25 protein-coding genes are annotated in these 24,858 nt (G+C 55.7%); 13 read left to right on the top strand and 12 right to left on the bottom strand.

Annotation, left to right across the window (positions count from 1 at the left end):
- Positions 1–37 precede the first annotated feature (37 nt).
- On the bottom strand, positions 38–463 hold the full coding sequence (locus E5Q11_RS03950; RefSeq protein ID WP_135802073.1) for a VOC family protein: 426 nt from the start codon (positions 461–463) through the stop codon (positions 38–40).
- A gap of 236 nt (positions 464–699) precedes the next feature.
- Here E5Q11_RS03950 and E5Q11_RS03945 point away from each other — a divergent pair, with 236 nt between their 5' ends.
- Positions 700–2,007, top strand: coding sequence for a carboxylate--amine ligase (locus E5Q11_RS03945; protein ID WP_135802072.1), 1,308 nt, complete (start codon positions 700–702; stop codon positions 2,005–2,007).
- Between the two features lie 86 nt (positions 2,008–2,093).
- Here E5Q11_RS03945 and E5Q11_RS03940 read toward each other — a convergent pair whose 3' ends face one another.
- The 6 genes from E5Q11_RS03940 to E5Q11_RS03915 form a co-directional block, all read right to left on the bottom strand.
- The gene (locus E5Q11_RS03940; protein WP_191964451.1) at positions 2,094–3,212 is read right to left on the bottom strand and encodes a histone deacetylase family protein; all 1,119 of its coding nucleotides are present in this window, start codon (positions 3,210–3,212) and stop codon (positions 2,094–2,096) included.
- Positions 3,209–3,754, bottom strand: coding sequence for a GNAT family N-acetyltransferase (locus tag E5Q11_RS03935; protein WP_135802071.1), 546 nt, complete (start codon positions 3,752–3,754; stop codon positions 3,209–3,211). The genes E5Q11_RS03940 and E5Q11_RS03935 overlap by 4 nt, the downstream gene beginning before the upstream one ends.
- Before the next feature lie 60 nt (positions 3,755–3,814).
- Positions 3,815–4,468 carry an RES family NAD+ phosphorylase gene (locus E5Q11_RS03930; RefSeq protein ID WP_135802427.1) on the bottom strand — a complete coding sequence of 218 codons (654 nt, stop codon included), beginning with the start codon at positions 4,466–4,468 and terminating at the stop codon, positions 3,815–3,817.
- Positions 4,469–4,503: 35 nt separating this feature from the next.
- Positions 4,504–4,905, bottom strand: coding sequence for an MbcA/ParS/Xre antitoxin family protein (locus tag E5Q11_RS03925; protein ID WP_135802070.1), 402 nt, complete (start codon positions 4,903–4,905; stop codon positions 4,504–4,506).
- A gap of 75 nt (positions 4,906–4,980) precedes the next feature.
- The gene (locus E5Q11_RS03920; protein WP_135802069.1) at positions 4,981–5,565 is read right to left on the bottom strand and encodes an acyl carrier protein phosphodiesterase; all 585 of its coding nucleotides are present in this window, start codon (positions 5,563–5,565) and stop codon (positions 4,981–4,983) included.
- Positions 5,566–5,591: 26 nt separating this feature from the next.
- The gene (locus E5Q11_RS03915) at positions 5,592–6,140 is read right to left on the bottom strand and encodes an outer membrane beta-barrel protein (RefSeq protein ID WP_135802068.1); all 549 of its coding nucleotides are present in this window, start codon (positions 6,138–6,140) and stop codon (positions 5,592–5,594) included.
- A gap of 246 nt (positions 6,141–6,386) precedes the next feature.
- Between E5Q11_RS03915 and E5Q11_RS03910 the strand changes: the two genes are divergently transcribed.
- Positions 6,387–7,802, top strand: coding sequence for a TrkH family potassium uptake protein (locus E5Q11_RS03910; protein ID WP_135802426.1), 1,416 nt, complete (start codon positions 6,387–6,389; stop codon positions 7,800–7,802).
- A gap of 1 nt (position 7,803) precedes the next feature.
- Here the strand turns inward: E5Q11_RS03910 and E5Q11_RS03905 are convergent, their stop codons facing one another.
- Both E5Q11_RS03905 and E5Q11_RS03900 read right to left on the bottom strand, forming a co-directional pair.
- Positions 7,804–8,463, bottom strand: coding sequence for an alpha/beta hydrolase (locus E5Q11_RS03905; RefSeq protein ID WP_135802067.1), 660 nt, complete (start codon positions 8,461–8,463; stop codon positions 7,804–7,806).
- Between the two features lie 14 nt (positions 8,464–8,477).
- Positions 8,478–9,689: a lysophospholipid acyltransferase family protein gene (locus E5Q11_RS03900; RefSeq protein ID WP_135802066.1), complete on the bottom strand. Its 1,212-nt coding sequence runs from the start codon at positions 9,687–9,689 to the stop codon at positions 8,478–8,480.
- Between the two features lie 192 nt (positions 9,690–9,881).
- Between E5Q11_RS03900 and recQ the strand changes: the two genes are divergently transcribed.
- Entirely contained in the window at positions 9,882–11,753 is a 1,872-nt protein-coding gene (gene recQ, locus E5Q11_RS03895) for a DNA helicase RecQ (protein ID WP_135802065.1), read from the top strand.
- On the opposite strand, the gene E5Q11_RS03890 is transcribed toward recQ, so the two are convergent.
- Positions 11,711–12,268, bottom strand: coding sequence for a PaaI family thioesterase (locus E5Q11_RS03890; protein ID WP_135802064.1), 558 nt, complete (start codon positions 12,266–12,268; stop codon positions 11,711–11,713). The genes recQ and E5Q11_RS03890 overlap by 43 nt on opposite strands.
- 152 nt (positions 12,269–12,420) lie before the next feature.
- Here E5Q11_RS03890 and E5Q11_RS03885 point away from each other — a divergent pair, with 152 nt between their 5' ends.
- The 5 genes from E5Q11_RS03885 (at position 12,421) to selD (ending at position 18,582) form a co-directional block, all read left to right on the top strand.
- Complete coding sequence (locus E5Q11_RS03885; protein WP_135802063.1) at positions 12,421–13,341, top strand: amino acid ABC transporter substrate-binding protein; 921 nt, start codon at positions 12,421–12,423, stop codon at positions 13,339–13,341.
- A 140-nt stretch (positions 13,342–13,481) separates the two neighbouring features.
- Complete coding sequence (locus E5Q11_RS03880) at positions 13,482–15,014, top strand: bifunctional GNAT family N-acetyltransferase/carbon-nitrogen hydrolase family protein (RefSeq protein ID WP_135802062.1); 1,533 nt, start codon at positions 13,482–13,484, stop codon at positions 15,012–15,014.
- 130 nt (positions 15,015–15,144) lie between these two features.
- Positions 15,145–15,546 (top strand): hypothetical protein, encoded by a 402-nt coding sequence (locus E5Q11_RS03875; protein WP_135802425.1) that lies wholly within the window; start codon positions 15,145–15,147, stop codon positions 15,544–15,546.
- A 46-nt stretch (positions 15,547–15,592) separates the two neighbouring features.
- Complete coding sequence (locus E5Q11_RS03870; RefSeq protein ID WP_135802061.1) at positions 15,593–16,306, top strand: helix-hairpin-helix domain-containing protein; 714 nt, start codon at positions 15,593–15,595, stop codon at positions 16,304–16,306.
- The gene (gene selD, locus E5Q11_RS03865) at positions 16,306–18,582 is read left to right on the top strand and encodes a selenide, water dikinase SelD (RefSeq protein WP_135802060.1); all 2,277 of its coding nucleotides are present in this window, start codon (positions 16,306–16,308) and stop codon (positions 18,580–18,582) included. The genes E5Q11_RS03870 and selD overlap by 1 nt, the downstream gene beginning before the upstream one ends.
- Here selD and senB read toward each other — a convergent pair.
- The gene (gene senB, locus E5Q11_RS03860) at positions 18,566–19,555 is read right to left on the bottom strand and encodes a selenoneine biosynthesis selenosugar synthase SenB (protein ID WP_135802059.1); all 990 of its coding nucleotides are present in this window, start codon (positions 19,553–19,555) and stop codon (positions 18,566–18,568) included. The two genes, selD and senB, sit on opposite strands and share 17 nt — an antisense overlap.
- Positions 19,556–19,760: 205 nt before the next feature.
- Between senB and E5Q11_RS03855 the strand changes: the two genes are divergently transcribed.
- The 4 genes from E5Q11_RS03855 (at position 19,761) to E5Q11_RS03840 (ending at position 23,454) form a co-directional block, all read left to right on the top strand.
- Positions 19,761–20,630, top strand: a complete 870-nt coding sequence (locus E5Q11_RS03855) for a putative selenate ABC transporter substrate-binding protein (RefSeq protein ID WP_135802058.1) — start codon at positions 19,761–19,763, stop codon at positions 20,628–20,630.
- The gene (locus E5Q11_RS03850; protein WP_135802057.1) at positions 20,630–21,280 is read left to right on the top strand and encodes an ATP-binding cassette domain-containing protein; all 651 of its coding nucleotides are present in this window, start codon (positions 20,630–20,632) and stop codon (positions 21,278–21,280) included. The genes E5Q11_RS03855 and E5Q11_RS03850 overlap by 1 nt, the downstream gene beginning before the upstream one ends.
- Before the next feature lie 8 nt (positions 21,281–21,288).
- Positions 21,289–22,755 carry a PhnE/PtxC family ABC transporter permease gene (locus E5Q11_RS03845; protein ID WP_135802056.1) on the top strand — a complete coding sequence of 489 codons (1,467 nt, stop codon included), beginning with the start codon at positions 21,289–21,291 and terminating at the stop codon, positions 22,753–22,755.
- Positions 22,756–22,899: 144 nt separating this feature from the next.
- Positions 22,900–23,454: a hypothetical protein gene (locus tag E5Q11_RS03840; RefSeq protein WP_135802055.1), complete on the top strand. Its 555-nt coding sequence runs from the start codon at positions 22,900–22,902 to the stop codon at positions 23,452–23,454.
- Here E5Q11_RS03840 and E5Q11_RS03835 read toward each other — a convergent pair.
- Positions 23,437–23,739, bottom strand: a complete 303-nt coding sequence (locus E5Q11_RS03835; protein WP_135802054.1) for a hypothetical protein — start codon at positions 23,737–23,739, stop codon at positions 23,437–23,439. The genes E5Q11_RS03840 and E5Q11_RS03835 overlap by 18 nt on opposite strands.
- A 174-nt stretch (positions 23,740–23,913) precedes the next feature.
- Here E5Q11_RS03835 and E5Q11_RS03830 point away from each other — a divergent pair, with 174 nt between their 5' ends.
- Complete coding sequence (locus E5Q11_RS03830) at positions 23,914–24,834, top strand: ABC transporter ATP-binding protein (RefSeq protein WP_135802053.1); 921 nt, start codon at positions 23,914–23,916, stop codon at positions 24,832–24,834.
- Positions 24,835–24,858: the final 24 nt, after the last annotated feature.

Below are 24,858 nucleotides of genomic sequence, written 5' to 3'. Positions count from 1 at the left end.
ATACTGATAAACAGCGTTTTTCAAGATACTTCACGACTTATTTCGCAAACAACTGCCCCATGTCCTTGAAAGCCTTGAACTCAAGTGCGTTACCACAGGGATCGTAAAGGAACATGGTGGCCTGCTCGCCAACTTCTCCTTTAAACCGAATGTAGGGCTCGATGGCAAATTTGGTATTAAACGAGCGCAGGCGTTCTGCCAGGGCTTCCCACTGATCCCACTGCAACACGATTCCAAAGTGCGGAACCGGCACGTCGTGGCCGTCTACTGGGTTGGAATGCACGTTTTCCTGGGAAGCTGTTTTTGGATGTTCGTGGATAACCAATTGATGACCGTAAAAATTGAAATCAACCCAATGATCAGAGGAGCGACCCTCTTCCAGCCCAAGAACCTGGTTGTAAAAATTGCGCGCGTCTGAGAGCGCGTAGACTGGGATTGCGAGATGGAAAGGAGAAAGGCTCATTGACAGCTCCCGTTGATTTAGTTGTCTCTATTTATAGCACGACTTTTGACCCAATGGCCGGCCAGCCCCGGTCCATTCCGGGTCTTACGTTTCTATTTGTAACCACAGGGTCTATATTGGTAAGTGATCAACGGGATTCATGATCGCCCGCTACAGACATTTCAAAATTCTCAACTACCTGGCGCGCTTTAATGTCGGCGCTGTCTGTCTGGGTTTACCAGCAAGGAGATTAAAGAATGTCGACAACACCAGAAGCTACCGTATCCAACGATGTATCAGCCTGGCTCGATCCGACCATGGATTCAGTCAAAGGCACGGAAACGCCAAAAGATCCCAACAAAGGCTACATCGCCCTCCTCGGCTGGAGTGTCAACGCGATTAAAGCAGCACAGAAGTTTGATCGCCGCTACATCGTGGTTGCTCCGGAATGGGCCGCGGATTTCTGCACAGCCAACAAGATTCCGTTCATACCCTGGGACTTCATCCGCCTGAATGATCGCTCTCTGGAAATTGCCGAGCGGCTCAAAGCTGAAGGCGTTGATGTTGCAATTCCGCTTTTTGAAGAAACCGTTGAATGGTCCGGTGCTATAAACTCGGTACTGCTCGACAGCCCGCGAATGTACGGCCAGTCGATTCTTTTCCGTGACAAGGCCCTGATGAAACGCCGCGCCCAGCTTGGCGGCATTCGCGTGGGTATTTTCGAGGAAGCTCACGAAAAAGAGGACATCGTTCGATTCATGAAGCGGGTTAACCAGACGCTACTGAAGCTTGATGGCGACCCGGATGACCCGATTCACGTGAAGGCGTTCGACAAAGCCGGCTGTCTGGGCCATCGGATGATCCGTACCCTGGAAGAGATTGAGCACATCCCGGCGGAAGAGTATCCGCTACTCATGGAAAGCCATCTCAGCGGCTGGGAGTTTGCGGTTGAAGCCTGGATTCATGATGGCAAGATCCAGTTTCTCAACATCTCGGAGTACGTGACTCTGGGCTACTCGGTATTCGTGCCCGCGACAGAACAGCTGGAAAGCTGGCGCAATGCGATTACCAAGCAGATTGAGCTGTTGATCAAGACCTTCGAAATCAAGTTCGGTCTCATTCACCCGGAATATTTTGTGACCGCTGATGGCGAGATGTACTTCGGCGAGGTGGCCTATCGCCCACCGGGCTTCAAGGCATTCGAGCTGATCGAAAAAGCCTACGGATTCAATGCATACCAGGCGTCCATGCTGGTATTTGATCCGAAAAGCACGAAAGAGGAAGTTGCGGCCTTTTTCCCGAAAGAAGTGGTGGATGCCAAGGGCTATGCAGGTTGTTTCGGCGTTTATCCTCGCCGCCGCGTGGTCAGCAAGCTGGAAATGCCACCAGAGTGCGTGGACCACCCCTATTTCGAGTCACATGAGCTAGTGGCGCCAACGGAGGAAACGGTTCCTGACCGGTCAGCCTTTGGTACTCACTGGGGCCTGGTCTTCTTCTTCGGCGATGACCCCATCAAAATGCGGGACCTGCTGAAGTCCCAGGAAGAGCTGGACTTCTACGTCTAGAGAACGGCCACCCATGATTTCGTCAGTCTGATCTCGTTAATCAGGTGTCGGAATCATGGGTATCTCAAGTCTCCCCCTGATTTCCTCTATTGCTCCTCTGACAGTTCGTCGTCATCACTGAACGCAGACCTGTGAAACTCGGCCGCTTCGTCGGCTTCTTTTATCCCGGTTTCGAACACCTCCGGTACGTCACCGCCCGACAATACCTCAAGTACCGAATGAACCCCCTTGGCGAGCGATGTCAGGTTATAGCCTCCTTCCAGAACCAGGGCGAGCCTGCCCCCACAGTGTTCGTCTGCGATGTTCTGGATTATCCGGGTGATGACCTTGAAGCCGTCGTAAGTCAGGTTCATGGCCATGTCATTGCGGTGCGGGTCGAAACCGGCGGACACCAGCACCAGGTCGGGTTTGAAGTGGTTCGCAGCCGGAATAAGGATCTCTCGGTAGACCTTTTCAAAAGCTACATCACCGGCGGATTCCGGTAGCGGAACGTTGATGGTGTAGCCTTCACCAAATCCTGCTCCGACCTCCTCAAGAAAACCTGAGCCGGGATAAAAAGGCGCTGCGCAATGGGTATCAAAGAAAAGCACATCGGGGTCGGCCCAGAAGATGTCCTGGGTGCCGTTGCCGTGGTGGGCGTCCCAGTCAATGATCAGGACTTTTTCGCAGCCCAGTTTGGCCTGGGCGTGGGCTGCGGCTACCGCAACGTTGTTCAGCATGCAGAATCCGCGGGCCCGGACCGGTTCCGCGTGGTGGCCCGGCGGGCGAACCAGCGCGAAAGCACTTCGGCACTTGCCTTTCACCACGCTTTCAACCGCGGCAATGGCATTGCCGGCCGCGGCTGTTGCGGCTTTAATGCTGTCGGGTGAAACGGCTGTTGTATCTGAATCAAGCCAGGCACTTTTGCCTTCCAGGGAAAAGATATGATCCAGATAGGATGTGGTATGAACGCGGGCAAGCTGGTCATAGGTGGCGCGTTTGCCGGTATGGAAATGCACACCGGGAATGGGATGTTCTTCAAGATAGTCCCTGATGGCGGTCAGCCGGCCCGGGTGTTCAGGATAACTCCACTTGAAATCCAGCCCCTGCAGTATGTGCCGAACGCGCTTCTCAACGCGGCTTGGCACAAACGGCATATCCACCTCAGGCTTGTGGCCCAGCATGATCTCATCGTAAAAAACGTTGACTGATCGATCTCCTCTCACTCTTGCCTCCTGTTTGCCAAAGCTTCCTGAACCGCGCTGGTAAATGCGGCGGCGCGCACCCCGACGGTCTTGAACCCTAATCGGGTCCAGGCGGCCTTCGCCTCCTTGTTGGATGCCGAATATTCCAGAACCAGCTCATAGGCATGGCGACTCTCGGCAAAGGCCACCAGCCTTCGAAGTAGATCCGGGAAGATACCCAGTTTGCGGAATTCCGGTTCTACCCAGACATCGTCGATAAAGCCGGACCGGAATTCCACGTGGCTGGTCTGCTCCCAGATTCCCTGGCTGCTCATCACATAGATATAGCCCATTCCGACCAGCCCCGCCCCTGGAACCTCGGCAACTACTAATAGCTTATCCGGTGCGGTCAGGGACGAACGCATTACTGTTACCAGTCGGCGGCTTTCATCCGGCTTCAGATTCTGTGGTGCTGCATTGGCAACGTGCAGAGCCAGCTTTGCAAGGAAATCCACCATTACTGGCAGGTCTTCCTCGGTAGCGTCTCTGATTAGGTACTTTTTACCGCGCGGTTTTTTAACCATTCAACACCCCTGCTTCACTATGGCTGGTTCTGGCTGCTTATCAAGCAGTTCGTCGTTACATCAGACCCGACTGACGCGGTGAACGGCGCTGATTGCCTGCCCGTTCCAGATAAATTCGAAATGGGTGCTCTGAATAACACTGCTCACGTGCTTCGGGGTGAACAGCCCCCAACAGGTGGCGCCGGGGTTGCGTACCGAATGATACTGGAGGACCCGGGAACCCGCCCTGAACAGCTTCCGCCCAAAGGCCCGGGATGCCGTATAGCTATCTGGCTGGTAGATCGGGTGGTCCTGGCCATAGGTAGTGGCATCGTGGCATTCGGTCTGCGCCATTTTGAACTTCAGGCCCCGGTAAACCATCCGGTCATAGGCAAGACCTTTCACGCCACCCCAATACCGTCCCTGGTGATAAGCCACTTCAGCGATAGCGGTGGTCATACTATCCGCCAGATAAAGCACCCCAAACTGGCCATCGCTAAAACGGCTGCCATCTGGATTGACGTGGGTAAACGGACTCGTGGCGTAGGAACATCCGGTGATACCAAACGGTATCTCCGAACGCCGAATCAGGTTGAGGTTCCCCACCTCCGTCTGTATTCGGGGATTGGTCATGGCCTGTAATTCATAAAGCAGTTCGAATTCGTCCTGGTCCGCCACATCATCAAACAGATTGATCGGCGGAAATTTCGAATTCACCAGACGGAACGCTGTCATTGGCCCCAGCGATATTTGTGGCGGAAGCGAATCTGTCACCAGAGCCCTCCACGAAGCGCATCAATTCGCCTGAAGGTTTCATAGAGCGCTGCAAACTGGCCGGTGCTGATGATTTCGAGTGGGCTTTTGCCGTTGAAGAAGGGGTTGTCATTCTTCATGGCCATGAAGCCATAGACGTTATCAGGATTTTCAAACACTGTGCGAAGACAGGCGTGAATGTTCAGCAGGTAGCTTAACCGCTCGAGTTGATCCTGGCTCAGATTCGCCTGCTGGGGATTCTTTCGGTATTTGTAATAGGCCGGGCGGGAGATCTGGAGGATCTTCTGCGCCTGCTCGGCCGTGCATCCCCAGCGCTCAAGAATGGTGAGCACCGTTTTCAGGCCTGCGGACGACAGGCGCCGGTTGTCAATCGTCTGAACGGCTGTTGCCTGGCTCATCATCGGGCTCCTGTTTTTTCGGGCGGTCTGGTGAATGAACTCACCTTAAGTCTCAGTGTAGACGTTTTGTACGTTTTAGTCTACGTCGAGACAGACTTCTGCGTGGGCGCGCAGATCCGGGAAGAAGGCCAGGAACCGGCGCTCAAGCTCCACATCGTGGGTACGGATTTCCTCGATGATACCGTGGAACGAATGGCTGAAGCGGATACGTCCGGCAACCCGGTCAAGGGCAAAACCGATATTGTCCAGATCCTGATAGGACCGGAACCAGTCATGCTGCACGATCAGGCCGGTCACCCGCTGCATCTTTTCCGGCATTGTCTGCCGATGGTTTTCGAGTTCCTGGTAGACCTGATCAATAAACGCCTCCCTGTCCATCGTGCTGAAACGATGCCAGTTCCGCAGCAGGTAATGGTCATACAGAATGTCCAGGGCTACGCCGGCAAACCGGCGCCGCTGGGCTGAAAACAGGCGCTTGCTGGCCATGACTTCCGGGTGCTGGTCGGTGAAGGCATCCACCGAGCGGTGATGTTGCAACCCTTCGTGCAGGGCTGTTGGCAAGGCGCTCGAATCAAGGCCTCGGGCGAAATCCCCCAGCAGGCTGCCAACCCGATGCAGCTCGCTGTCCGGGGCCAGAAACAGATGCGCCAGATGGTTCAATGTGCCTCCTTGATGTCAGGGATGCATCAGAACCGGAAAGTCACTCCCAGCCCTATACCGTCTACAACCGTGGTGCCATTGTCATAGTACTGCAAGTATTCGATGTTTCCAGACACACCGGGCACCATTTCCACATCGATACCGGCCCCGAAAGAAAAATCGGAATCTTCCTCGGTGGTAGTGCCAGCACTGGATGTTGCCTCAATCTCTATATGGGAAACACCGAACAGGAAATAAGGCGTGATCGGCGATTCATTGGCGAGATTCAGCACCGCGTAAGCACCGGCGGTATTGTCCAGGGCGTAATCCACCCCACCAAGCCGGCTTTCGTCGGCGCTGAAACCGAACCGGCCCTCAATGTCAAAAAACGGGTGGGGCTGGACACCCAGACGCGCTGATACGGTGCTCACATCCAACTGGTCCAACCCGTCATCAATAGTGATGAAATTATAGCCCAGACCGGCATAGACACCGGCCGAACCGGAACGGTAAACGTCAGCAAAGGCGGAGTCCGCCCCCGCGACAGAGGCAGAACACACAGCGGCAATAAACAGAGCTCTTCCTGGGTATTTCATGGTGTTACTCCCTGATCTTCGCGTGATGATTTCCCGGAAGATTGCCCCGCCCTGCTTCCCGAAACCAGACTCAGAGACCCGGTTTACCTCAAATTTACCTGGCTTGAACTTTCCTGTAACACCCTGACACACGGGGCTTCTGCCTTGCGAAAGCATTGGGGCGGATGTATTCTGGCGCCCATTCTGTTCAGCCGGCTTGAGCGTCCCTTGAGAAATCTGAGCCCCGTCATTTTCATCATCAGCATCATGTTCATACTTCTCAGTATATTCATGACGTTGCCTGTGCTTCTTCTTGCATCTTCTGAAGCACCCAATGCCATGGCATTTGCAGAGTCCTCCGCGATCTGTCTGGGCGTGGGCGTTATTGGGGTTCTTCTTACCCGCCGCCATGCCCAGGAACTCAAGCCCCGGTTCATGTTTGTTCTTACCGTATCAAGCTGGTTTATCCTGGCGCTGCTGTCGTGCCTGCCGTTTTACCTCAGTGACCTTGATGTCACCCTGGCAGACGCCGTTTTCGAAAGCACATCCGGCATTACAACCACTGGCGCAACCGTATTATCCGGGCTGGATGAGATGGACCGGGATCTGCTTCTATGGCGCTCAATCCTTCAGTGGATTGGCGGCATCGGCATCATCGGAATGTTCGTTGCGGTACTGCCGTTCCTGCGGGTCGGCGGTATGCGGCTGTTTGCCACGGAGTCCTCAGAGTGGACAGACAAGGCGCTGCCCCGCATGAAAACCCTCAGCCGGGGCCTGCTGATCGTCTATCTGGCCTTCTCGATCATCGCGGTAACCGTTTACTGGCTGTCTGGCATGAGCCTGTTTGATGCCTTCAACCACGGCCTGACCAGTATCGCGACCGGTGGTTTTTCGACCTCTGACTTATCCATGGGGAAATTCGATTCCAATCTGATCCTGCTGGAAGCTACCGCGTTCATGATGATCGGCAGCCTGCCGTTTTTCCTGTTCGTCCGGGAGATGTATGGCCAGCACGGCGTGTTGTTCCGGGACCAGCAGGTGCGGCTGTTCTTTACCATTCTTCTAGTCGTTCCCGCGCTCCTGACCGCTTATCGCTGGACGATCTCAGGCGGTGATCTGGACCTGATAGATGGCTATGTAGCGACTCTGTTTAACGTTACATCCATTGTGACAACCACCGGCTACGCCTCAGACGATTATTCGGCCTGGGGTCCGTTAGCGTTTGTGGTGTTTTTCTTTTTGATGTTCGTGGGCGGCTGTTCCGGCTCCACCGCGGGCGGTATGAAAATTTTCCGCTTCCAGCTGTCGTTGCTGGTACTTCGGGAACAGCTGATGCGGCTGCTGCATCCCCGGGCCGTGCTGACCCGCAATTACAACGGCCGCGCGGTCAGCGATGAAATCATCGCCTCGATGATTGCGTACACCTTCATTTTTCTACTGTGTCTGCTGGTAATCACCACTGCCCTGGCAGCCATGCAACTGGATTTCATCACCAGCCTCTCCAGCGCGTTGACGGTGCTGACTAACGTTGGCCCTGGCCTGGGTGCCATTGTGGGGCCTGCGGGCAACTTCGGCCCCCTTCCGGAGGCCGCCAAGTGGATTCTGTCGGTCGGTATGCTGATGGGTCGCCTTGAAATACTCAGCGTTGTGATCGTGCTTTCACCGGCTTTCTGGCGCGGTTGAATCAAAGCAGATGGCGTTTCAGAAACTCGCCAATGTCCACGACCTCTTCCATGCACACACTGTGCTCCATGGGATAGGTCTGGTAGGACGGAGAAAATCCAAGTTCCTTCAGTTTATCCACGCTCATACGCCCCAGGGATTCCGGCACCATCGGGTCCCGGGTGCCGTGGTAGACATTGATCGGGATGCCCCTGTTTGCTTCAGAGACAACAACACTGCCAGCGGTGGCAAAGTAGGTTGAAAGCCCGATAATGCCGGCCAGCCGTTTGGGATAGCTCAAGCCCAGCTCATAGGCAACCGCCCCACCCTGGGAGAAACCGGCAATCACGATCTTATCGCTGCTGATGCCGCGTTCAATCTCCTGATCCACCAGGCGGCCGACCGCTGCAGCTGACTGCATTAACTGCTCGGTATCCACGATCCGGTCAATATCCATTGCCTTTATGTCGTACCAGGCGGGCATTCGCATACCGCCGTTGATGGTAACCGGGAGGTTCGGCGCATGGGGGAAAATAAACCTTACGGCGGCGTCTGCGGGTAGCCCCAGCTCCGGCACGACAGGTTCGAAATCATGACCGCTGGCGCCGAGACCGTGCAGCCAGATAACAGAGGCGGTCGGGTTGGGATTGGTCTCGATTTCAATGGTTTTCAAATCTTGCACAGATACCTCGGCTATCAGTTCGACGAATCGTCAGTGGTTGAAGGGCGTGGCTGGTTGGCCTGGAGCGCGGACACCACAGGATTGGCGTACATATCCAGCAGATAGTTCTGCGCTGCCGGTGGCACACAGGCCTGAAGACGTCTCTCCATTTCAGCCTTTGTGGCCTCGATATCCGCCGGCGACCAGGTTTCCGCGGTGACCACCGAATCACTGACCGATTCGCCAGTGTGATGAGCATCGGGATGCAGTGAGCGCTGTTGGTAGGCCACGAGATTGGAGGAATGCAGGTGATAGTTGCCGTGCATTTCGTGGTCGATCCTTGCCGCGAGTGCTTTCGGGTTGTCCTCGGCGTCGGTAATGGGCTGGCCGAAATGAACATGAACATGACCCTTGTAACCGGTCAAACCTTTCATGATCGACTCGGTATCTTCGTCCTTTGTCTTTGCGTACTGCCCGGTGCGGGCACGGGTTTCCAGTTCCCGGGCCTTGTCCAGATCACAGGGATCATATTCATAGGCAATGGACACCGGCACGATATGCAGGCGGTTCATGGCTTCCGCGAAACTCAGGCCGCTTTTTTTACGGTTCATATAGAACATCTTGATGATCGCCGGGTCGGTATAGTCCAGGCCATCTTTCGCCCGCCCTTCCCGCTGGGCGATCCAGATGCTTTCGTTGTTGTCGATACTGTGGTTGATAAAGCCGGAAAGGGTCAGATAGGCATCCCGCATTTCCCGGGGGCTGGTCATATTGCGCCTTACCACAAAACTTTTGTTCAGGCGCATCATTTCCGCGAAGACCCGATTTGAAAGCAGGTTGTCGCCGATGGCGATGCGTGTGGTGTTAAACCCGTTGATGAAAAGCAGATAGTTGACCACCATCGGATCAAAAACAATATCGCGGTGGTTGGAAATGAACAGGTAGGCACCGGTTTTGCTGAGATTTTCAAGGCCGCTCTGGGTCACACGGCTGGTGGTTCCGTCGACCAGGTCTCCCACGTAACCGGATAATCTGGCCTGCAGGTCGTTGATTCTGGTGACATCGCCGAACCGGCGTATCAGCCAGCGGCGAATCCAGCCGCGAAGCAGGGCTGGCGCCCAGCGGGCGACCATCGGTGCCTTGAACCGGCCAACCATATCCAGAAACTCGGCGTCCCTGACGAGATTATTGATCGCTAACGGGGTCTCTTCGTCGCTGTATGGACGAATTGCGTCAAATTCCTGCATGCATTTCCTGTCTGTTGGTTACAGAAAAAACCCGTATTGTAGACTCCAAACCGCCTGCCTGTCTTTGTCGATTCCCCCATCCCGGATTCAGCGCCCGTATCCATTCCCGCCATGATTCTGGGGCAGCGGTTTCTGGTAGTATGTCGCCCTAATGATTCGTCGCCCCTGCAAAACACCTGATTGATACACACTATGGACTTTGAACAACTCAGCACCGTTCGCCCTGAAACCACAGGAGAAGCCCCGGAAGACGTCCTGCACAGGGTATTCGGTTACGAATCCTTTCGCCTGCTGCAGGGAGACATCATCCGCGAGGTGGTCAGCGGCGGCGATGCGCTGGTACTGATGCCCACCGGGGGCGGTAAATCCCTGTGTTATCAGGTGCCGGCTCTGGTTCGCACTGGCACGGCCGTCGTCATTTCGCCTTTGATCGCCCTGATGCAAGACCAGGTAGCGGCGTTAACCGAGCTTGGCGTAAAAGCGGCGTTTCTGAATTCCACCATGGATTTCCATCAGGCCCAGGAAACTGAAAATGCCCTGATGACCGGCGAACTGGACCTGCTTTACTGTGCACCGGAGCGCCTGATCCAGCCACGAACCCTAAACCTGCTAAAAGACGCGTCCCTGTCGCTGTTTGCCATTGACGAGGCCCACTGCGTTTCCCAGTGGGGCCACGATTTCCGGTCCGATTATCTGGAACTCAGCCGTCTTGCCAGCGAATTTCCAGGCGTGCCAAGAATCGCTCTGACCGCGACCGCGGACGAGCGTACCCGCAAGGAAATTGCCGAGCGGTTGTCCCTCACTCAGGCCCGGCATTTCATCAGCAGCTTTGACCGCCCCAACATCCAGTACCGCATTGCCCCCAAAACCAATGCCAACAAACAGTTACTGGATTTTATTGCCGCGGAGCACAGCGGCGATTGCGGCATTGTGTATTGCCTGTCCCGCAATAAGGTGGACGCCACAGCCAAACTGCTTCAGAAACAGGGATACAACGCACTGCCCTACCACGCCGGCCTGGACAGCAACACCCGGTCCCGACATCAGGAACGATTTCTGCGGGAAGACGGCGTTATCATTGTGGCAACCATTGCTTTTGGTATGGGTATCGACAAGCCGGACGTGCGTTTTGTGGCCCACCTGGACCTACCGAAAAGCCTGGAGGCCTATTACCAGGAAACCGGCCGGGCGGGACGTGATGGCAACCCTTCCACAGCCTGGATGGTTTACGGGCTTCAGGATGTGATCAAACTGAGGCAAATGCTGGAAGCGTCCCAGGGCAACGATCACTTCAAGCGGGTCGAGCGCCAGAAGCTGGACGCCATGCTTGGGCTTTGCGAAGTCACCCAGTGCCGGCGCCAGGTGCTGCTGAGGTATTTCGGCGACACCCTGGACCAGCCCTGCGGCAACTGCGACACCTGCCTGAACCCACCAGAAACCTGGGACGGTAAGGTGGCGGTGCAAAAAGCCCTGTCCTGCGTCTTCCGCACCGGCCAACGCTTCGGCGTCACCTATCTGATTGACGTGCTTCGTGGATCGGAGAACGAACGCATTCTGCAATCCGGGCATCAGGCCGTGTCGACTTACGGCATCGGCCAGGAGTTGTCTGCCAATGAATGGAAATCGGTGTTCCGTCAACTGGTCGCAAACGGCTATCTACGGGCCGATCCGGAGGGCTACGGCGCCCTGCAGCTTACGGAAGAATGTCGAGCTTTACTGAAAGGCGAAGTGGCGATTGAGCTGCGAAAGGATCCGGTCCAGAAAGCGGGCAAATCCCGTGGCACTGCCAGCGGCAGCGGCAGCAATCGGGGCCGGAAGTTTGCCGACGAGGTGGAGGACAAGGAGGCCTGGGAAGCCCTGCGCGCCTGTCGCAAGGCCCTGGCCGACGAGAAAGGCGTGCCGCCCTACGTGATTTTCCACGACGCCACGCTATTCGAGATTCTGACGAAGCAACCCGAGACCCTCGCAGATATGGCCGAGATCACGGGCGTTGGTGCCGCCAAGCTGGAGAAATACGGGGATCAGTTCCTGGCCGCGTTGAAACCTTTCTTGCGCACCCGGTAATGGCCAATGGACGTCGCCACATGGGTGCCGTCCTTGTCGTACATCAGGCCTTCCAGTTCGAACGCAGCCCGGCCGGTCGAATCGGCTTCAGCCTTGATCGCGTCAACGGTTTGCTGGTCCAGTGAGAACTCCACCACCACATCCGAATTTGCCGGCTGCAGGAACTGCAGGGTCATCTCCTTCAGAATCGGCGTGTAGGCGGGGCCAAGGTCAAACAGCGTGAGCACACCACCGGGAATTTCCGCCACCAGAAAATAGGCGCCGGCGTAAAGGCTGCCAAAGTGGTTCTTGTTGCCTTTCAAGGGAATCTTTGCCTTGACGAAACCCGGACGAAGTTCGATCACCCGGAAACCGTTGCGCGGTGCAAAGGGAATTGACAGCCCGATGATTCGGTTGACCGCCGCATAGCCACTGGTTTTACGCAGCCATTGCAAGGGGGACCCAAGGCCTGCATCGGGGTCTGCCCCGGAAACCCACTGGCCCGTAGCGCCAATTACAGTATCTAACAAAGCCATTCCTTCACTCCGGTCAGAAATGATTCATCAATTGGTGGTGTCGTTCTCTCGATTGTGATCTAGACTCCTATCGAAAACCGATTATCGAGCACCGGGTCCGCGCAGTACAGTAATCCAGAGTTTACCGCACAGGAAGCACGAGTTGTGGAAGGATGAAGTCTCGGCAGGGGGTAGTTGCCCTTCTTTTCGTCCTTGCCCTGCAGATACTGGCTCCAGCAAGGGCCCAGACTGAGCAGGTGCAAGGGCCAGATGATTCGGATAACCGGTTCCTGCTCTGGTACCGGAACTACGATAGCCCGCCGGTTCGGGCCCTGGTATCGCTTGCCTTCGAGAAAACCCCTGAATACGGCCCGGTTGTGCTGGGCCGAAGTCCGGAGATGTCTCAGGGGCGGGCCCTGCGTGAGTTGGTAAACAGTGATTCATCACTGGTGCATATTGCCAATGTAGCCAGTAACGTCGAAAGGGAGTCGGACCTGACGGCTATTGCCCTTCCGATCGACGGCGGCCTTCTGGGCCTGCGCGTTTGCGTAGTGCGGCGGGACGACCTGCCAAAGTTCAGTGGAATCACATCCATTGCGGATCTGTCTGATCGGGGCATACGCATTGGCCAGGGCACCCATTGGCCGGACACCAGCGTTCTGCGGGTCAACGGTATCGAAGTCGTCACCCATGCCCGCTACGAAATTCTGTTCCGGATGCTGGATAACGACCGGTTCGAATGTTTTGCCCGCGGTGTCAGCGAGGTGCTTTACGATCTCAGACTGGTTAACAACCCGGACTACATCATCGAGCCGGACCTGTTGTTTGCCTATGCCATGCCGTCGTACTTTTTTGTTGGCAAGCACAACCAGGACGTAGCCCACCGTTTGCAACTGGGCATGGAGCGCGCCATTCTGGACGGCAGTTTTGCAGACTATCTCGACCGCTTCTATGGCAGGGCCATTGAGGACCTTAACCTCGGCGCCCGGCAAATTCTGGTTCTGGACAATCCCTTTCTGAGCGAAGACTCCTGGCGAATCGGCCAACGCACCCTGGAAGATCTCAGGGCGCGGGTCGACCGGTTGCGTCGCTGATGTAGATCCTTATCCCTACCTGCCATCCCGGCAAATAAAAGCACGACGGATGCGAAGTCTTTAGCGCTGTCTGATAAAATGTGGCCTTTGATCACATTTGGGTTGCTGATTGCGACCAAACCACCAAACGGGAGCTGTGTATGGCCCACGAAGAACTGCACCTTAATCTTCGTAACCTGGAAGCCGATGATTACCCCCAACTCCAGGTATTGATGGACCGGATTTACGACGATATTGGCGGGGCGTGGCCTGAAGATACGATCAAACAGCTGGTCAGCCAGTTCCCGGACGGGCAGATCTGTATTGAAGAGTCCGGCGAACTGATTGCCGTGGCACTGACCGTCTGCGTGAAGTACGAAAGGTTCAGCAACCCCCACACCTACGACGATCTGATTCTTCGTAACGAAAAACTCTGGCACAACCCGGAAGGCGACTCTCTCTACGGCCTGGATGTATTCATTCACCCTGAGTACCGTGGCTACCGGCTGGGCCGCCGTCTATACGAAGCCCGCAAGGAACTCTGCCGTTCGATGAACCTGCGGGCCATTCTGGCGGGCGGCCGCATTCCCGGCTATTTCAAATACTCGGACCAGTACTCGCCCGAAGAGTACATCCAGCGGGTGGATCGCAAGGATATCTACGACCCTATCCTGACCTTCCAGCTGTCGAATGATTTCCAGGTTACCCGCCTGATGCACAAGTACCTGCCAGAGGACGAAAAATCCCAGGGCTACGCAACCCTGCTTGAATGGCGGAACATTCTGTACACGCCGCCGTCCTCGCTGCTCAATGTCAAGAAAACGCAGGTTCGGCTGGGTGCGGTGCAGTGGCAGATGCGGGAATTCACCTCGGTTGAGGAGGTTCTGGAACAGGTTGAGTACTTCGTGGACGCGCTGTCTGACTATAAAAGTGACTTTGCCCTGTTCCCGGAATTCTTCAACGCGCCACTGATGGGCCTCACCGACCAGGTCGACCAGACCCGTGCGATCCGTTTTCTCGCCGGCTTTACGGAACAGTTCCGTAATGAAATGTCGGAAATGGCGGTCAGTTACAACATCAACATCATTACCGGATCCATGCCGTTACTGGAGAACGATCGCGTTTACAACGTGTCGTATCTCTGCCACCGGGATGGTCGGGTTGACGAGCAGCGTAAAGTTCATATCACGCCCCACGAGCGCCGCGACTGGGTCATTGAGGGTGGTGACCAGTTTGAGGTGTTCGACACCGATGCAGGCAGAGTTGCGATCATGATCTGCTACGACATCGAATTCCCGGAACTCGGGCGTATTGCCGCCAGCGAGGAGGTGGACATCATCATGGTGCCGTTCTGGACCGATACCAAGAACGGTTACCTTCGGGTCAGGCACTGCGCCCAGGCGCGCGCCATTGAAAACGAGTGCTACGTGGTGATCACCGGCAGTGTTGGCAACCTGCCAAAAGTCGAGAACCTGGACGTCCAGTACGCCCAGTCCTCAGTGTTTTCGCCATCGGACTTCGCCTTCCCCCATGATGCGGTGATGGCAGAGACAACACCGAATACGGAAATGATCATGTTCTCGGATATGGATCTTGAGAAACTCAAACTGGTTCGGAATGAAGGCTCGGTTACCAATCTGAAAGACCGTCGTACCGATATCTATGAGATCAATACCCGAACCGAGCCAAAATAAAACCGATGACCTGAGAACCAGTTGAAACACTGGTCGTATAGTGCTGAATAAATTGCCAAACCTCAGTACTGTGGCTATTGTTTAATCAATAACCGATTAGGGACGTCTGTAGATCCAAACTATGTTCACGATGAAGGAAGCCCTGCCCGATCTGTTCGCCCATTTTAACGTTAAAAAGGGCCTGTTCCGCCGTGAACAAGTGCGGGCAGCGCTGTTTGAGCTGGACGACTACGGCTGTGTCATGAAAACCGACAAGGTGTTCGAGCCCGGGGATACTCTGGTGATGAATCTGGTTATGGAAATGCCCTTTGATGACATCCGTGCGGACGGCATCAATGGTCTGATTACCGAACGCAGAAAACACTGTAGCAATTTCTTCTATTCAATTGATTTTTCAGAACTTAGCACAGGAAACGATACTGAGTTTTCAGGGAAACTTCGCCGTATCCGGGATGTATTGGGCAAGAAGCAGTCCCTGAAGTCCCGGCGGTCAGCCGGGCCATCATCATCCCGGGACCGTCAGACGGCCTGAAGCCGCGTTATACATTGCAAGACTGAACCGCCAGGAGAAATCTCGTATGGGCAAGAAAGCCAAGAAGCCAAATGTCGATAAAGTTGTTGATCGCGTTAATAAAGAGTTTGAAAAAACGTCAGAACGGGTTGAGAAACTGATCAATGATTCGCTCAAACAGCTTGACGGGTTTCAGAGCCAGATTCAGGAGCCGGTAAGGAAGCTGCTGAAAGAACTCGATGAACTCCGCAACCGTGAAATCAAGCGGTTCAGTGATGAATTTGATCGTCGCATGGACGAGTTCCATGATCTCCAGAGCAGCGTGATGGAACGCCTGGGCATCTCTGGCAGCAGGGCCGGCAGTGACGAAAAGAAGACATCCGGAAAATCGGCCAAGGCTACGAAGAAACCGGCGGCCAAAAAGCCAGCCGCCAAAAAAACGGCTGCCAAGAAAACAACGGCCAAGTCCACTGCTGCCAAGCCACCATCGGCCAAGAAAACAACGGCCAAAAAACCGGCAACAAAGCCAGCCGCGAAGAAACCGACCTCAGCCAGGCCCGCAGCTCGCAAGCCTGCCGCAGCTGCGAAAGCGGCAGACAGCACAGACCTCACGCGGATCAAGGGCATCGGCCCTGCTACCGCGAAAAAAATGAAAGACGCCGGGATCACCGATATTTCTCAGATCGCCAACCCCTCCGATGCGGATAAGGAAAAGCTGGCTGCATTCAGTACGGTTAAAGGTTTCAGCACCTTCAGCGCAGAGGCGAAAAAAGTTCTTTAATGCAACAATCTGACCAGCCTGTATTACGGGACATTGTCCTGATTGGCGGTGGGCACAGCCATGTAGGGGTTCTGAAGCGTTTTGCGATGAACCCCGTGCCCGGTGTCCGCCTTACCCTTATCTGCCGAGACACCCACACGCCCTACTCCGGGATGCTTCCGGGCTATGTTGCCGGGCATTACAGCTATGACGAGGTCCATATTGATCTCAGTCGTCTCGCTGAGTTTGCCGGTGCCCGATTCTATCGCGATGAAGCACTTGGCATAGACCGCCACTCCAAAAAGGTGATCTGCCGGTCGCGTCCGGATGTGCCCTACGACCTGCTTTCGGTGAATATCGGTTCATCCCCCCGCGTGGGCGACGTGGCCGGGGCCAGTGAACATGCCGTTCCGGTAAAACCCATCAATGGTTTTAACCAGCGCTGGCTGTCGCTGTTGTCACAGCTTGAGAACCACGATGGCCCGCTGAGTATTGCCGTGGTCGGCGCCGGCGCCGGCGGGGTTGAGTTGACTCTTGCCATGCAGTTCAGACTGCGGAACGAAATGAAGAAACGGGGCCATGACACGGAGCAGCTGCAGTTCCACCTGTTCGACGCTGCGCCCCAGATTCTGCCAACCCACAATGCCGACGTTCGCGACATTTTCAAACGGACGCTCCAGCAGCGCGGCATCAAGGTTCACCTGGGTTCTGCCGTTTCCCAGGTGGATAGCCAGACCCTGAAAACCGAGAGCGGGGAATCCGTGCAGGCAGACCACGTACTCTGGGTTACCCGCGCCGGCGGTCCGGCCTGGCTCAAGGATACCGGCCTGGCCCTTGATGAGGGTGGTTTTATTCGGGTGCGGGATACCCTGCAGACCGAAACCGACGATTCGATTTTCGCCGCGGGTGACATCGCGAATGTGATCAACCATCCCCGGGAGAAGGCGGGCGTTTTTGCAGTTCGTCAGGGCCGCCCGCTCGCGGATAACCTGAAAAAGCTTGCCCTGGGCAAGCCTGTAAAGCCGTTCAGGCCCCAGAAAAAATGGCTGGCGCTGATCAGCACGGGTGATAAATACGCTATCGCATCCCGCGGAGACCGGTCTTTCTCCGGTGCCTGGGTGTGGCAGTGGAAAAACTGGATCGATCACCGGTTCATGGCGAAATTCAATGACCTGCCGCCGATGGAAGAATCCGCCGCCCTGCCTGACACCGGCGCCGCCCAGAATGCGGAAGAGGCCTCCCAGGCCATTTCCGCCGTGGCCATGCGATGTGGCGGTTGTGGCGCCAAAGTCGGTAGCACGGTGCTGTCCCGGGCCCTGGGTGAACTTCGCCCAATTGAGCGGGACGATATAATCATCGGCCTGCACGCACCAGACGATGCGGCAGTATTGAGGGTACCGCCGGGAAAAGCGGTGGTTCACACCGTGGACTTTTTCCGTGCCTTTATTGATGACCCCTACACTTTCGGTAAAGTGGCAGCAAACCATGCCCTGGGTGACGTTTTTGCCATGGGCGCTGAAGCCCAGAGTGCAACAGCGGTTGCCACCGTGCCCTACGGTATTGAGTCCAAGGTTGAGGACGTTGTATTCCAGATGATGTCCGGCGCCGTGGAGGTGCTGAACGAGGCCGGCTGTGCCCTGGTTGGCGGCCACACTGGTGAAGGCAAGGAGCTCGCCCTGGGTTTTGCGGTAAACGGGCTCATCGATCCGGATCAGGTGATGAGCAAGGGTGGCCTGAGGGCCGGTGATGCCCTGATCCTGACCAAGCCCATCGGCACAGGGACGCTGTTTGCGGCGCACGCCAAGCTGGAAGCCAGGGGCCGGTGGATCGACAGCGCTCTGGCATCGATGATCCAGTCAAACAAGGCCGGCGCTGAATGCCTGAACCGCTATGGTTCCAAAGCCTGCACGGACGTTACCGGTTTCGGCCTGCTGGGCCACCTGGTTGAAATGACCCGGCCCTCCGGTGTCGATGCCGAAGTCAGTCTTGGCGATATTCCGATATTACCAGGCGCTGAGGAAACCGCCGCTGCCGGTATTCTGAGCTCACTTCAGCCGGCCAACATCCGGCTTCGTCGGGGCATTCGGGATCAGGAAAAATGGGTGAAACACCCGCGGTATCCGCTCATTTTCGACCCGCAGACAGCCGGTGGCCTGCTGGCCAGTGTGCCTGCGGACCAGGCCGAGGCTTGTGTAGCAGAGCTCAAGAGCCTTGGCTATCCACATACTGCAATCATCGGGCGGATCCTGCCCCAGGACGAAACCGGCCCGATTGAGCCGATTACCCTGACGGATTAGCCCGGTTTAACGCGGCTCGCTGTGCCACAGCCCGGTCAATGGCTGCGGCCAATGAGGCCTGCTCCGCTTCCGGTGTGAAATCTGCTGCCCGTCTGCTGACCCTGTTTTTGAGTTCGGCAAGAAAGCTGGGTGAGTTTTCGGCCCGGGTCAGTAACTGCGCCAGGTCCTGGTGGTCGCCGGTGCGGAAATAGCCCGGGTATTCGTCTCCCAGCAGACCGATATTGCCGGAAATGTCCGACGCCAGAATCGGTAATCCGGCACGACAGGCTTCGGAAACCACATTGGCGCCGCCCTCCATAACCGAGCTGATCACCATCAGTTTTGATTGCCTCATCAACGCCTGAATCGCCGGCTTGTCAATTTCACCAATCCACTCGAACCGTGGATTGGTTTCCTGCTCCTGTCGAGCCTGTGCCTCCCACTCTGGCGTGTGTGGCTTTCCGGCATTGATCACCTTTATGGCGGAATCGTCGGGAAGTAAGCGGGCGGCAAGGGCCGCGCGTAAGGCATCTTTCTCATCCCGCAAGTGGCCGATCACGCAAAGCTGAAAGTTGTCGGTATCGCCTGTCGACGCACCCAGCTGTTCCGCTGACTGAAGAACGGTCATCAGCCTGGGAGCGAATCGTTCCGGAATGTCCAAGGCCACACGACGGTGCAGCCCGACCAGGCAATCCGCCTGCTCCATGGTTCGAAGCGTATCTTCAGGAAACTTGTGCTGGTGGTGATAGATGTCGGTGCCCGTCAGCACAACGATCAGTGGAGCCCGGGGTTGAACCTTACGAAACCTTGCTACGGCGGAGTGGCTGCGCCAGGCATGAAGGGCAATCAGCAGGTCACAGGGCGTGTCAATGTAGTCGGTTTGAACAGAAACCTGATGTCCCTCATGCTCAAGCAGTCCGGCCCAGCGTTCAGCGGTTGCCCGGTTCCCCGCTTTTGAACCGGTTGGGGCCGGGGTAATGATCACAATCATCATCGGCTTGTTTCTCCTGCCCTCGTTTTACCGCATTTTACTTACTGGATTTTTCACGAGATGAACAACCTGTTTGGATATCAGGATCGTATAGATGTTCCGGGAATGCGTAAATCACGGTATGCTGTTGGCGCCCTTAATTTGCGGCATTCATTGGTTTTTTTCAGACAAGTCTCGAGTAACACATCCCTGACTCAAAGGATTCAACATGGCTATCAACCTTATACGGAAATTGGCCGCGGCAGGCATTCTATTCTTTGCCAGTTCGGCGGCGGTTTCAGCTCAGACCCTTGTATTCACCGCCATACCTGACGAAGACGAAACCAAACTGGTTGAGCGCTTCCGGGGTATCGCTGACTATCTCGAGGAAAAGCTTGAGGTAGACGTTCGTTACATTCCGGTGAAATCCTACGCTGCAGCGGTATCCGCCTTCCGCAACAACCAGGTCCAACTCGCCTGGTTCGGTGGGCTGTCCGGCGTTCAGGCACGCTCTCTGGTACCCGGCTCCCAGGCTATCGCCCAGGGCGTTGAGGACCAGGCTTTCAATTCATACATCATCGCCCACAAGAGCACTGGCCTGGAGGAGAACGAAAAACTGACAGAAGCAGTTCGCGGTAAAACCTTCACGTTTGGCTCCAAGGGTTCGACCTCCGGTCGCCTGATCCCCGAATATTATATTCGGGAAGCGTTCAACCAGGCACCCGAAGAAGTTTTCTCACGAGTTGGTTTCAGTGGCAACCACACCCGCACACTGCGACTGGTTGAAGCCGGTACCTATGAGCTGGGAGCGATCAACTACTCGGTATGGACGAAGGAGCTCGAGGACGGAAACATTGATACGGATGCGGTCAAGGTGATTTACACCACGCCAAGCTATCCGAATTATCAATGGAGTATCCGCGGAGACGTCAATGAGCGTTTCGGCGAAGGTTTCATGGATCGGGTGAAACAGGCATTGCTCGACATGGAAGATAAAGAGCTTCTGGAAAGCTTCCCCCGGTCCGGTTTTATTCCTGTCTCGAATGACGCCTATACGCCGATCGAAATGGTCGGAAAACAGATCGGAATCATCGATTAATGTCGGGATTTGATTTAACCGGCCTGTCGGCTTCATTCGCCGGGGAGCGGGTCATAGGCCCGCTCTCCCTGAGTGTGAAACAAGGCGAACGGGTGGCGCTTGTCGGGCGAAGCGGCGCGGGCAAATCGACTCTGATCAGCTTGATCCATCAACAGGTTGGCCGCGAGTCTTCGCTGGTGCCACAGGATCTGGGCCTGGTGAATGCCCTTCCGGTTTTTCATAATATTTTCATGGGCAAGCTGGATGCTCACGCAACCTGGTACAACACCCTGACCCTGATTCGCCCTTTTTCCCGGGACAGGACAGAGGTCCGTACCCTGCTGCAGGAACTGTCCATGCGCGAAAAGATCTGGGTGCCTACGGCTTCCCTGTCTGGCGGGCAGCGGCAACGGGTGGCGATTGCCCGCGCACTTTTCCGACAATCATCACTGCTACTGGCAGACGAGCCGGTTTCAGCGCTTGACGGTCCAATGGCCCATCTGGTCATGGATTTGCTGAGAAAACGCTTCAGCACCGGTGTCATTGCCCTTCACGACGTGGAGCTGGCACTCAAATATTGCACCCGCATTGTCGGCATTCAGGACGGTCAGATTGCGCTGGACGAAGCCAGCGACCGCCTGAACCCTGCAGACATCACGCCCCTTTACTGATTTCCCAAATGCTGTCATCACCCACGGTCAAAGCCAGCCTAATCTTCCTTGCCATAGCGCTGGTCTGCCTCGCTTTCGCCGATATTGCCATTACATCGGCAAATCCCTGGAAGGATCTCGGGCGCTTCTTCCTGGGTGTGGTTACACCAGACTTTTTCAGCTCTGAAGGGGTCGCGGTCGCCTTGCTCCGGACCGTCGCCTTTGCCTTTGTGGGCGTGGCCCTTGGCAGTCTCTGTGGGTTTATCCTGGCGCTGGTTTATCGCAACCCGGTGGTGCGGGTGTTCTGCGCTTTTATCCGCGCTATTCACGAGCTGTTCTGGGCGCTGATCTTTCTCCAGTTCTTTGGTTTTCATCCGCTGACCGGTGTGCTGGCCATTGCCATTCCCTATTCCGGCATCTTTGCAAAAGTCTATTCCGAAATACTGGACGAAACCGACCCGACGCCCGGGCGGCTTTTACCGCCGGGCACCGGAGTTATTTCCACCTTTCTGTACACAAGAATTCCGGCTTGCTGGGTGCAATTGCGTACCTATACCGCCTACCGTCTGGAGTGCGGCCTGCGGTCCAGCGCCATCCTCGGCTTCGTCGGCCTGCCCACTCTGGGCTTTTTTCTGGAGACGTCGTTTTCCCAGGGGCTGTATTCTGAAGCCGGCGCCATGCTGATTCTGTTCTACGTGCTGATCGCCACCATGCCTATCTGGGTGAAACCCAAACTGCTGCCAGTCTATATTCTGGGGGCGCCGTTCTTCCTTGGCGAAGGGCTGCCCATCGTCTGGGGCAATGTAGAGCGGTTTTTCACCGAAGACATTGTTCCCTCACCGCTTAAAAACGGCGAGGGTCTGGCGGGGCTGGTGCCCTGGCTCAATGATCTGATGGTCACCGAAGCGCTGCCCGGAATCTGGAACACACTGCTGCTGACCCAGATCGCACTGGTGGCCACCGGCATTCTTGCCCTGTTGGCATTTCCGCTGATCTCGAATCACTTCGGCGGGCCGGTCAGGCGCACCGGCGGGCACGTTTTTCTGGTGATTACCAGGTCCACGCCTGAATACATTCTTGCCTACATTCTGCTGCAGCTCTGGGGCCCGTCGATGTTGCCGGCAATCGTGGCCCTGGCGCTGCACAATGGCGGTATTATCGGCCATCTGATTGGCAGGCAGTCCAGCGGCATCCAGCTTCGACCGGATGCACCGATCGGATTCAATCGCTATACCTACGAACTGGTACCCCGGGTTTACCGCTCGTTCCTGGCGTTTCTGTTCTATCGCTGGGAAATCATCATGCGGGAAACCGCGATCCTGGGGATTCTGGGCATCTATACCCTTGGCTTCTACGTTGACAGCTCCATCCAGAATATCCAGTTCGACCGGGCAATGGTTCTGATTGTCATAACGGCGCTGCTGAACATCGGTGTTGATATCCTGGGGCGGTATATCCGTAAAAAACTCGCTCTTCAGACCATGCCCACCTGCTGAGCCTGACTACCCCATCACAGTTCCACGGATTGTAAGCGTTCTTGCAGTCAATAGTGCTCTTAAGATCTGAAACATTTGGTTACAATTAGTTTCCGGCACTTACACAACGCCTTTATAGCCTCAAGGAAGACATCAGGATTTCCGATGATAACTGGACTGGTCTTTGTCCTGGAACTGGGACTGCTCTCGCTGCTACTGCTGTTGGCCTTTCGAATGCTCAGCCTGAACCGCCGCGAACCGTTGATGTCGTCAGCATCGCCCGGGTACACGAGTTCGCCGGCAATGCCGATAAGCCGCGAAAAAGCCAGCGCTGGCAGGTGTGAACTGATTTCCCAACTGCACATTCTGGCCAGCCTTCAGGCCAGGGACTGTAAACAGCAGGGTTTCGATGTTGATTCCGCGCATCTGGCGGTCCGGGAATATGCGGTATGCTGGTTATACGGCGCGGCCAGTGCCCTGAGTCACCCCGGCCAGCGGAATTCAGATGTACTGGCAGGGCTTGTGAGCCAGTTTGCAGGGCGCAAACTGGGTATCCGCCAATCGGAAGCAGTGACGGTTATTTCGACCTTGACTCGCAACCCGGTGTTTCTCGCGTGCTTCCGCAGTGGCATCGAAGGTGCAGAATACTGGAAGACGCACCATTTCGTCCCCCGCAACGCAAGCCTGTTCGAGGCGGTAACCTCAAACGCTTTCGTTTGAAACCAGCACCCAGTCGGTGCCCAGCGGCCGGATATCAGAATCGTCGTCTGAACCTTCGGGCAAGCCGGATATTTCCGGTTTGCTGAAGGTGTCATCCTCCTGGCGCTTCATGGAGTCAACGTCCACCGACCGGACCGTAAAAGTTGCACCTTCAAGCGTCACTTTCGACCGATGATTCAGGCCAAAAATAAAGCGGCAGTAATCGAGCTTTAGCTGAACAAGGTCCTGTTCGGCCTTCTGTATCTTCCGCAAGAGAACTTTCTGGACGCTATCACCGTAATCCATATCCCTGCCCTGTTCCTTTGTTGATCGTCTGTTCACCCGAGGCGGTCAGGCCCAGAATTCTACACAAGTTACCCATTGGAAAGCGGGCACTGTTCAGCAAATGCAAAGCTTCCTAAACGAATGGCTGGCATGAGAAACTAGCCCGCCGTTAACTCGCAGCCACAGGATAACCCAGTGCAACCGGATATCTCCGTCAAGAATCTGAACAAAACCTATGGTGGCGGCTTTCAGGCCCTTAAAAACATCAACCTGGACATTGAAAGCGGCGAGATTTTCGCCCTGCTTGGCCCGAATGGCGCCGGTAAAACCACCCTTATCAGCATTATATGCGGGATTGTGAATCTTTCTTCCGGGGAAGTAAAAGCCGCCGGATACGACATCATTCGCGATTATCGCAAAGCCCGCCAGAGCATTGGCCTGGTGCCCCAGGAGCTGAACACCGATTCGTTCGAAACCGTTTGGGACACCGTCTGCTTCAGCCGCGGGCTGTTCGGTAAACCGCCCTCACCGGCTCACATCGAACAGGTATTGCGGGACCTGTCGCTGTGGGACAAACGCAGCAACCGTATCATGTCGCTGTCGGGTGGCATGAAACGCCGGGTGATGATTGCCAAGGCCCTTTCCCATGAGCCGCAGATCCTGTTTCTGGATGAACCTACCGCAGGCGTGGATGTGGAACTCCGTCGGGATATGTGGAACATGGTTCGCAAGCTTCGGGAAAACGGCGTAACCATCATCCTGACTACTCACTACATCGAAGAAGCCGAGGAAATGGCGGATCGTATTGGCGTGATCCGGGACGGCGAGATCATTCTGGTTGAAGAAAAATCCACGCTGATGAGCAAACTGGGCAAGAAAGAGCTCAGGCTTCACCTGCAGAAACCCATGGAAAAACTCCCGGGTGAGCTGCTCCTTGAGCCGGTCGAGCTATCAGACGACGGCTATGAGCTGATCTATTCTTTCGATTCCCAGGAAGAGCAGGACGGCGTTGCGCGACTGCTTCGGAAGCTGAGTGAACTCGGTATCGAGTATCGCGACCTTCAGACCCGGGAAAGTTCACTGGAAGACATCTTCGTCAATCTGGTACACGAATAACCGCCAACTCTTCAGGAGTCCTGA

Origin of the sequence: Marinobacter confluentis, assembly GCF_004785685.1 — a bacterium.
GTDB classification, from domain to species: Bacteria; Pseudomonadota; Gammaproteobacteria; order Pseudomonadales; family Oleiphilaceae; genus Marinobacter; species Marinobacter confluentis.
Note: the sequence above shows the minus strand (reverse complement) of the source record. Positions and strands in the feature narration are given on the sequence as shown.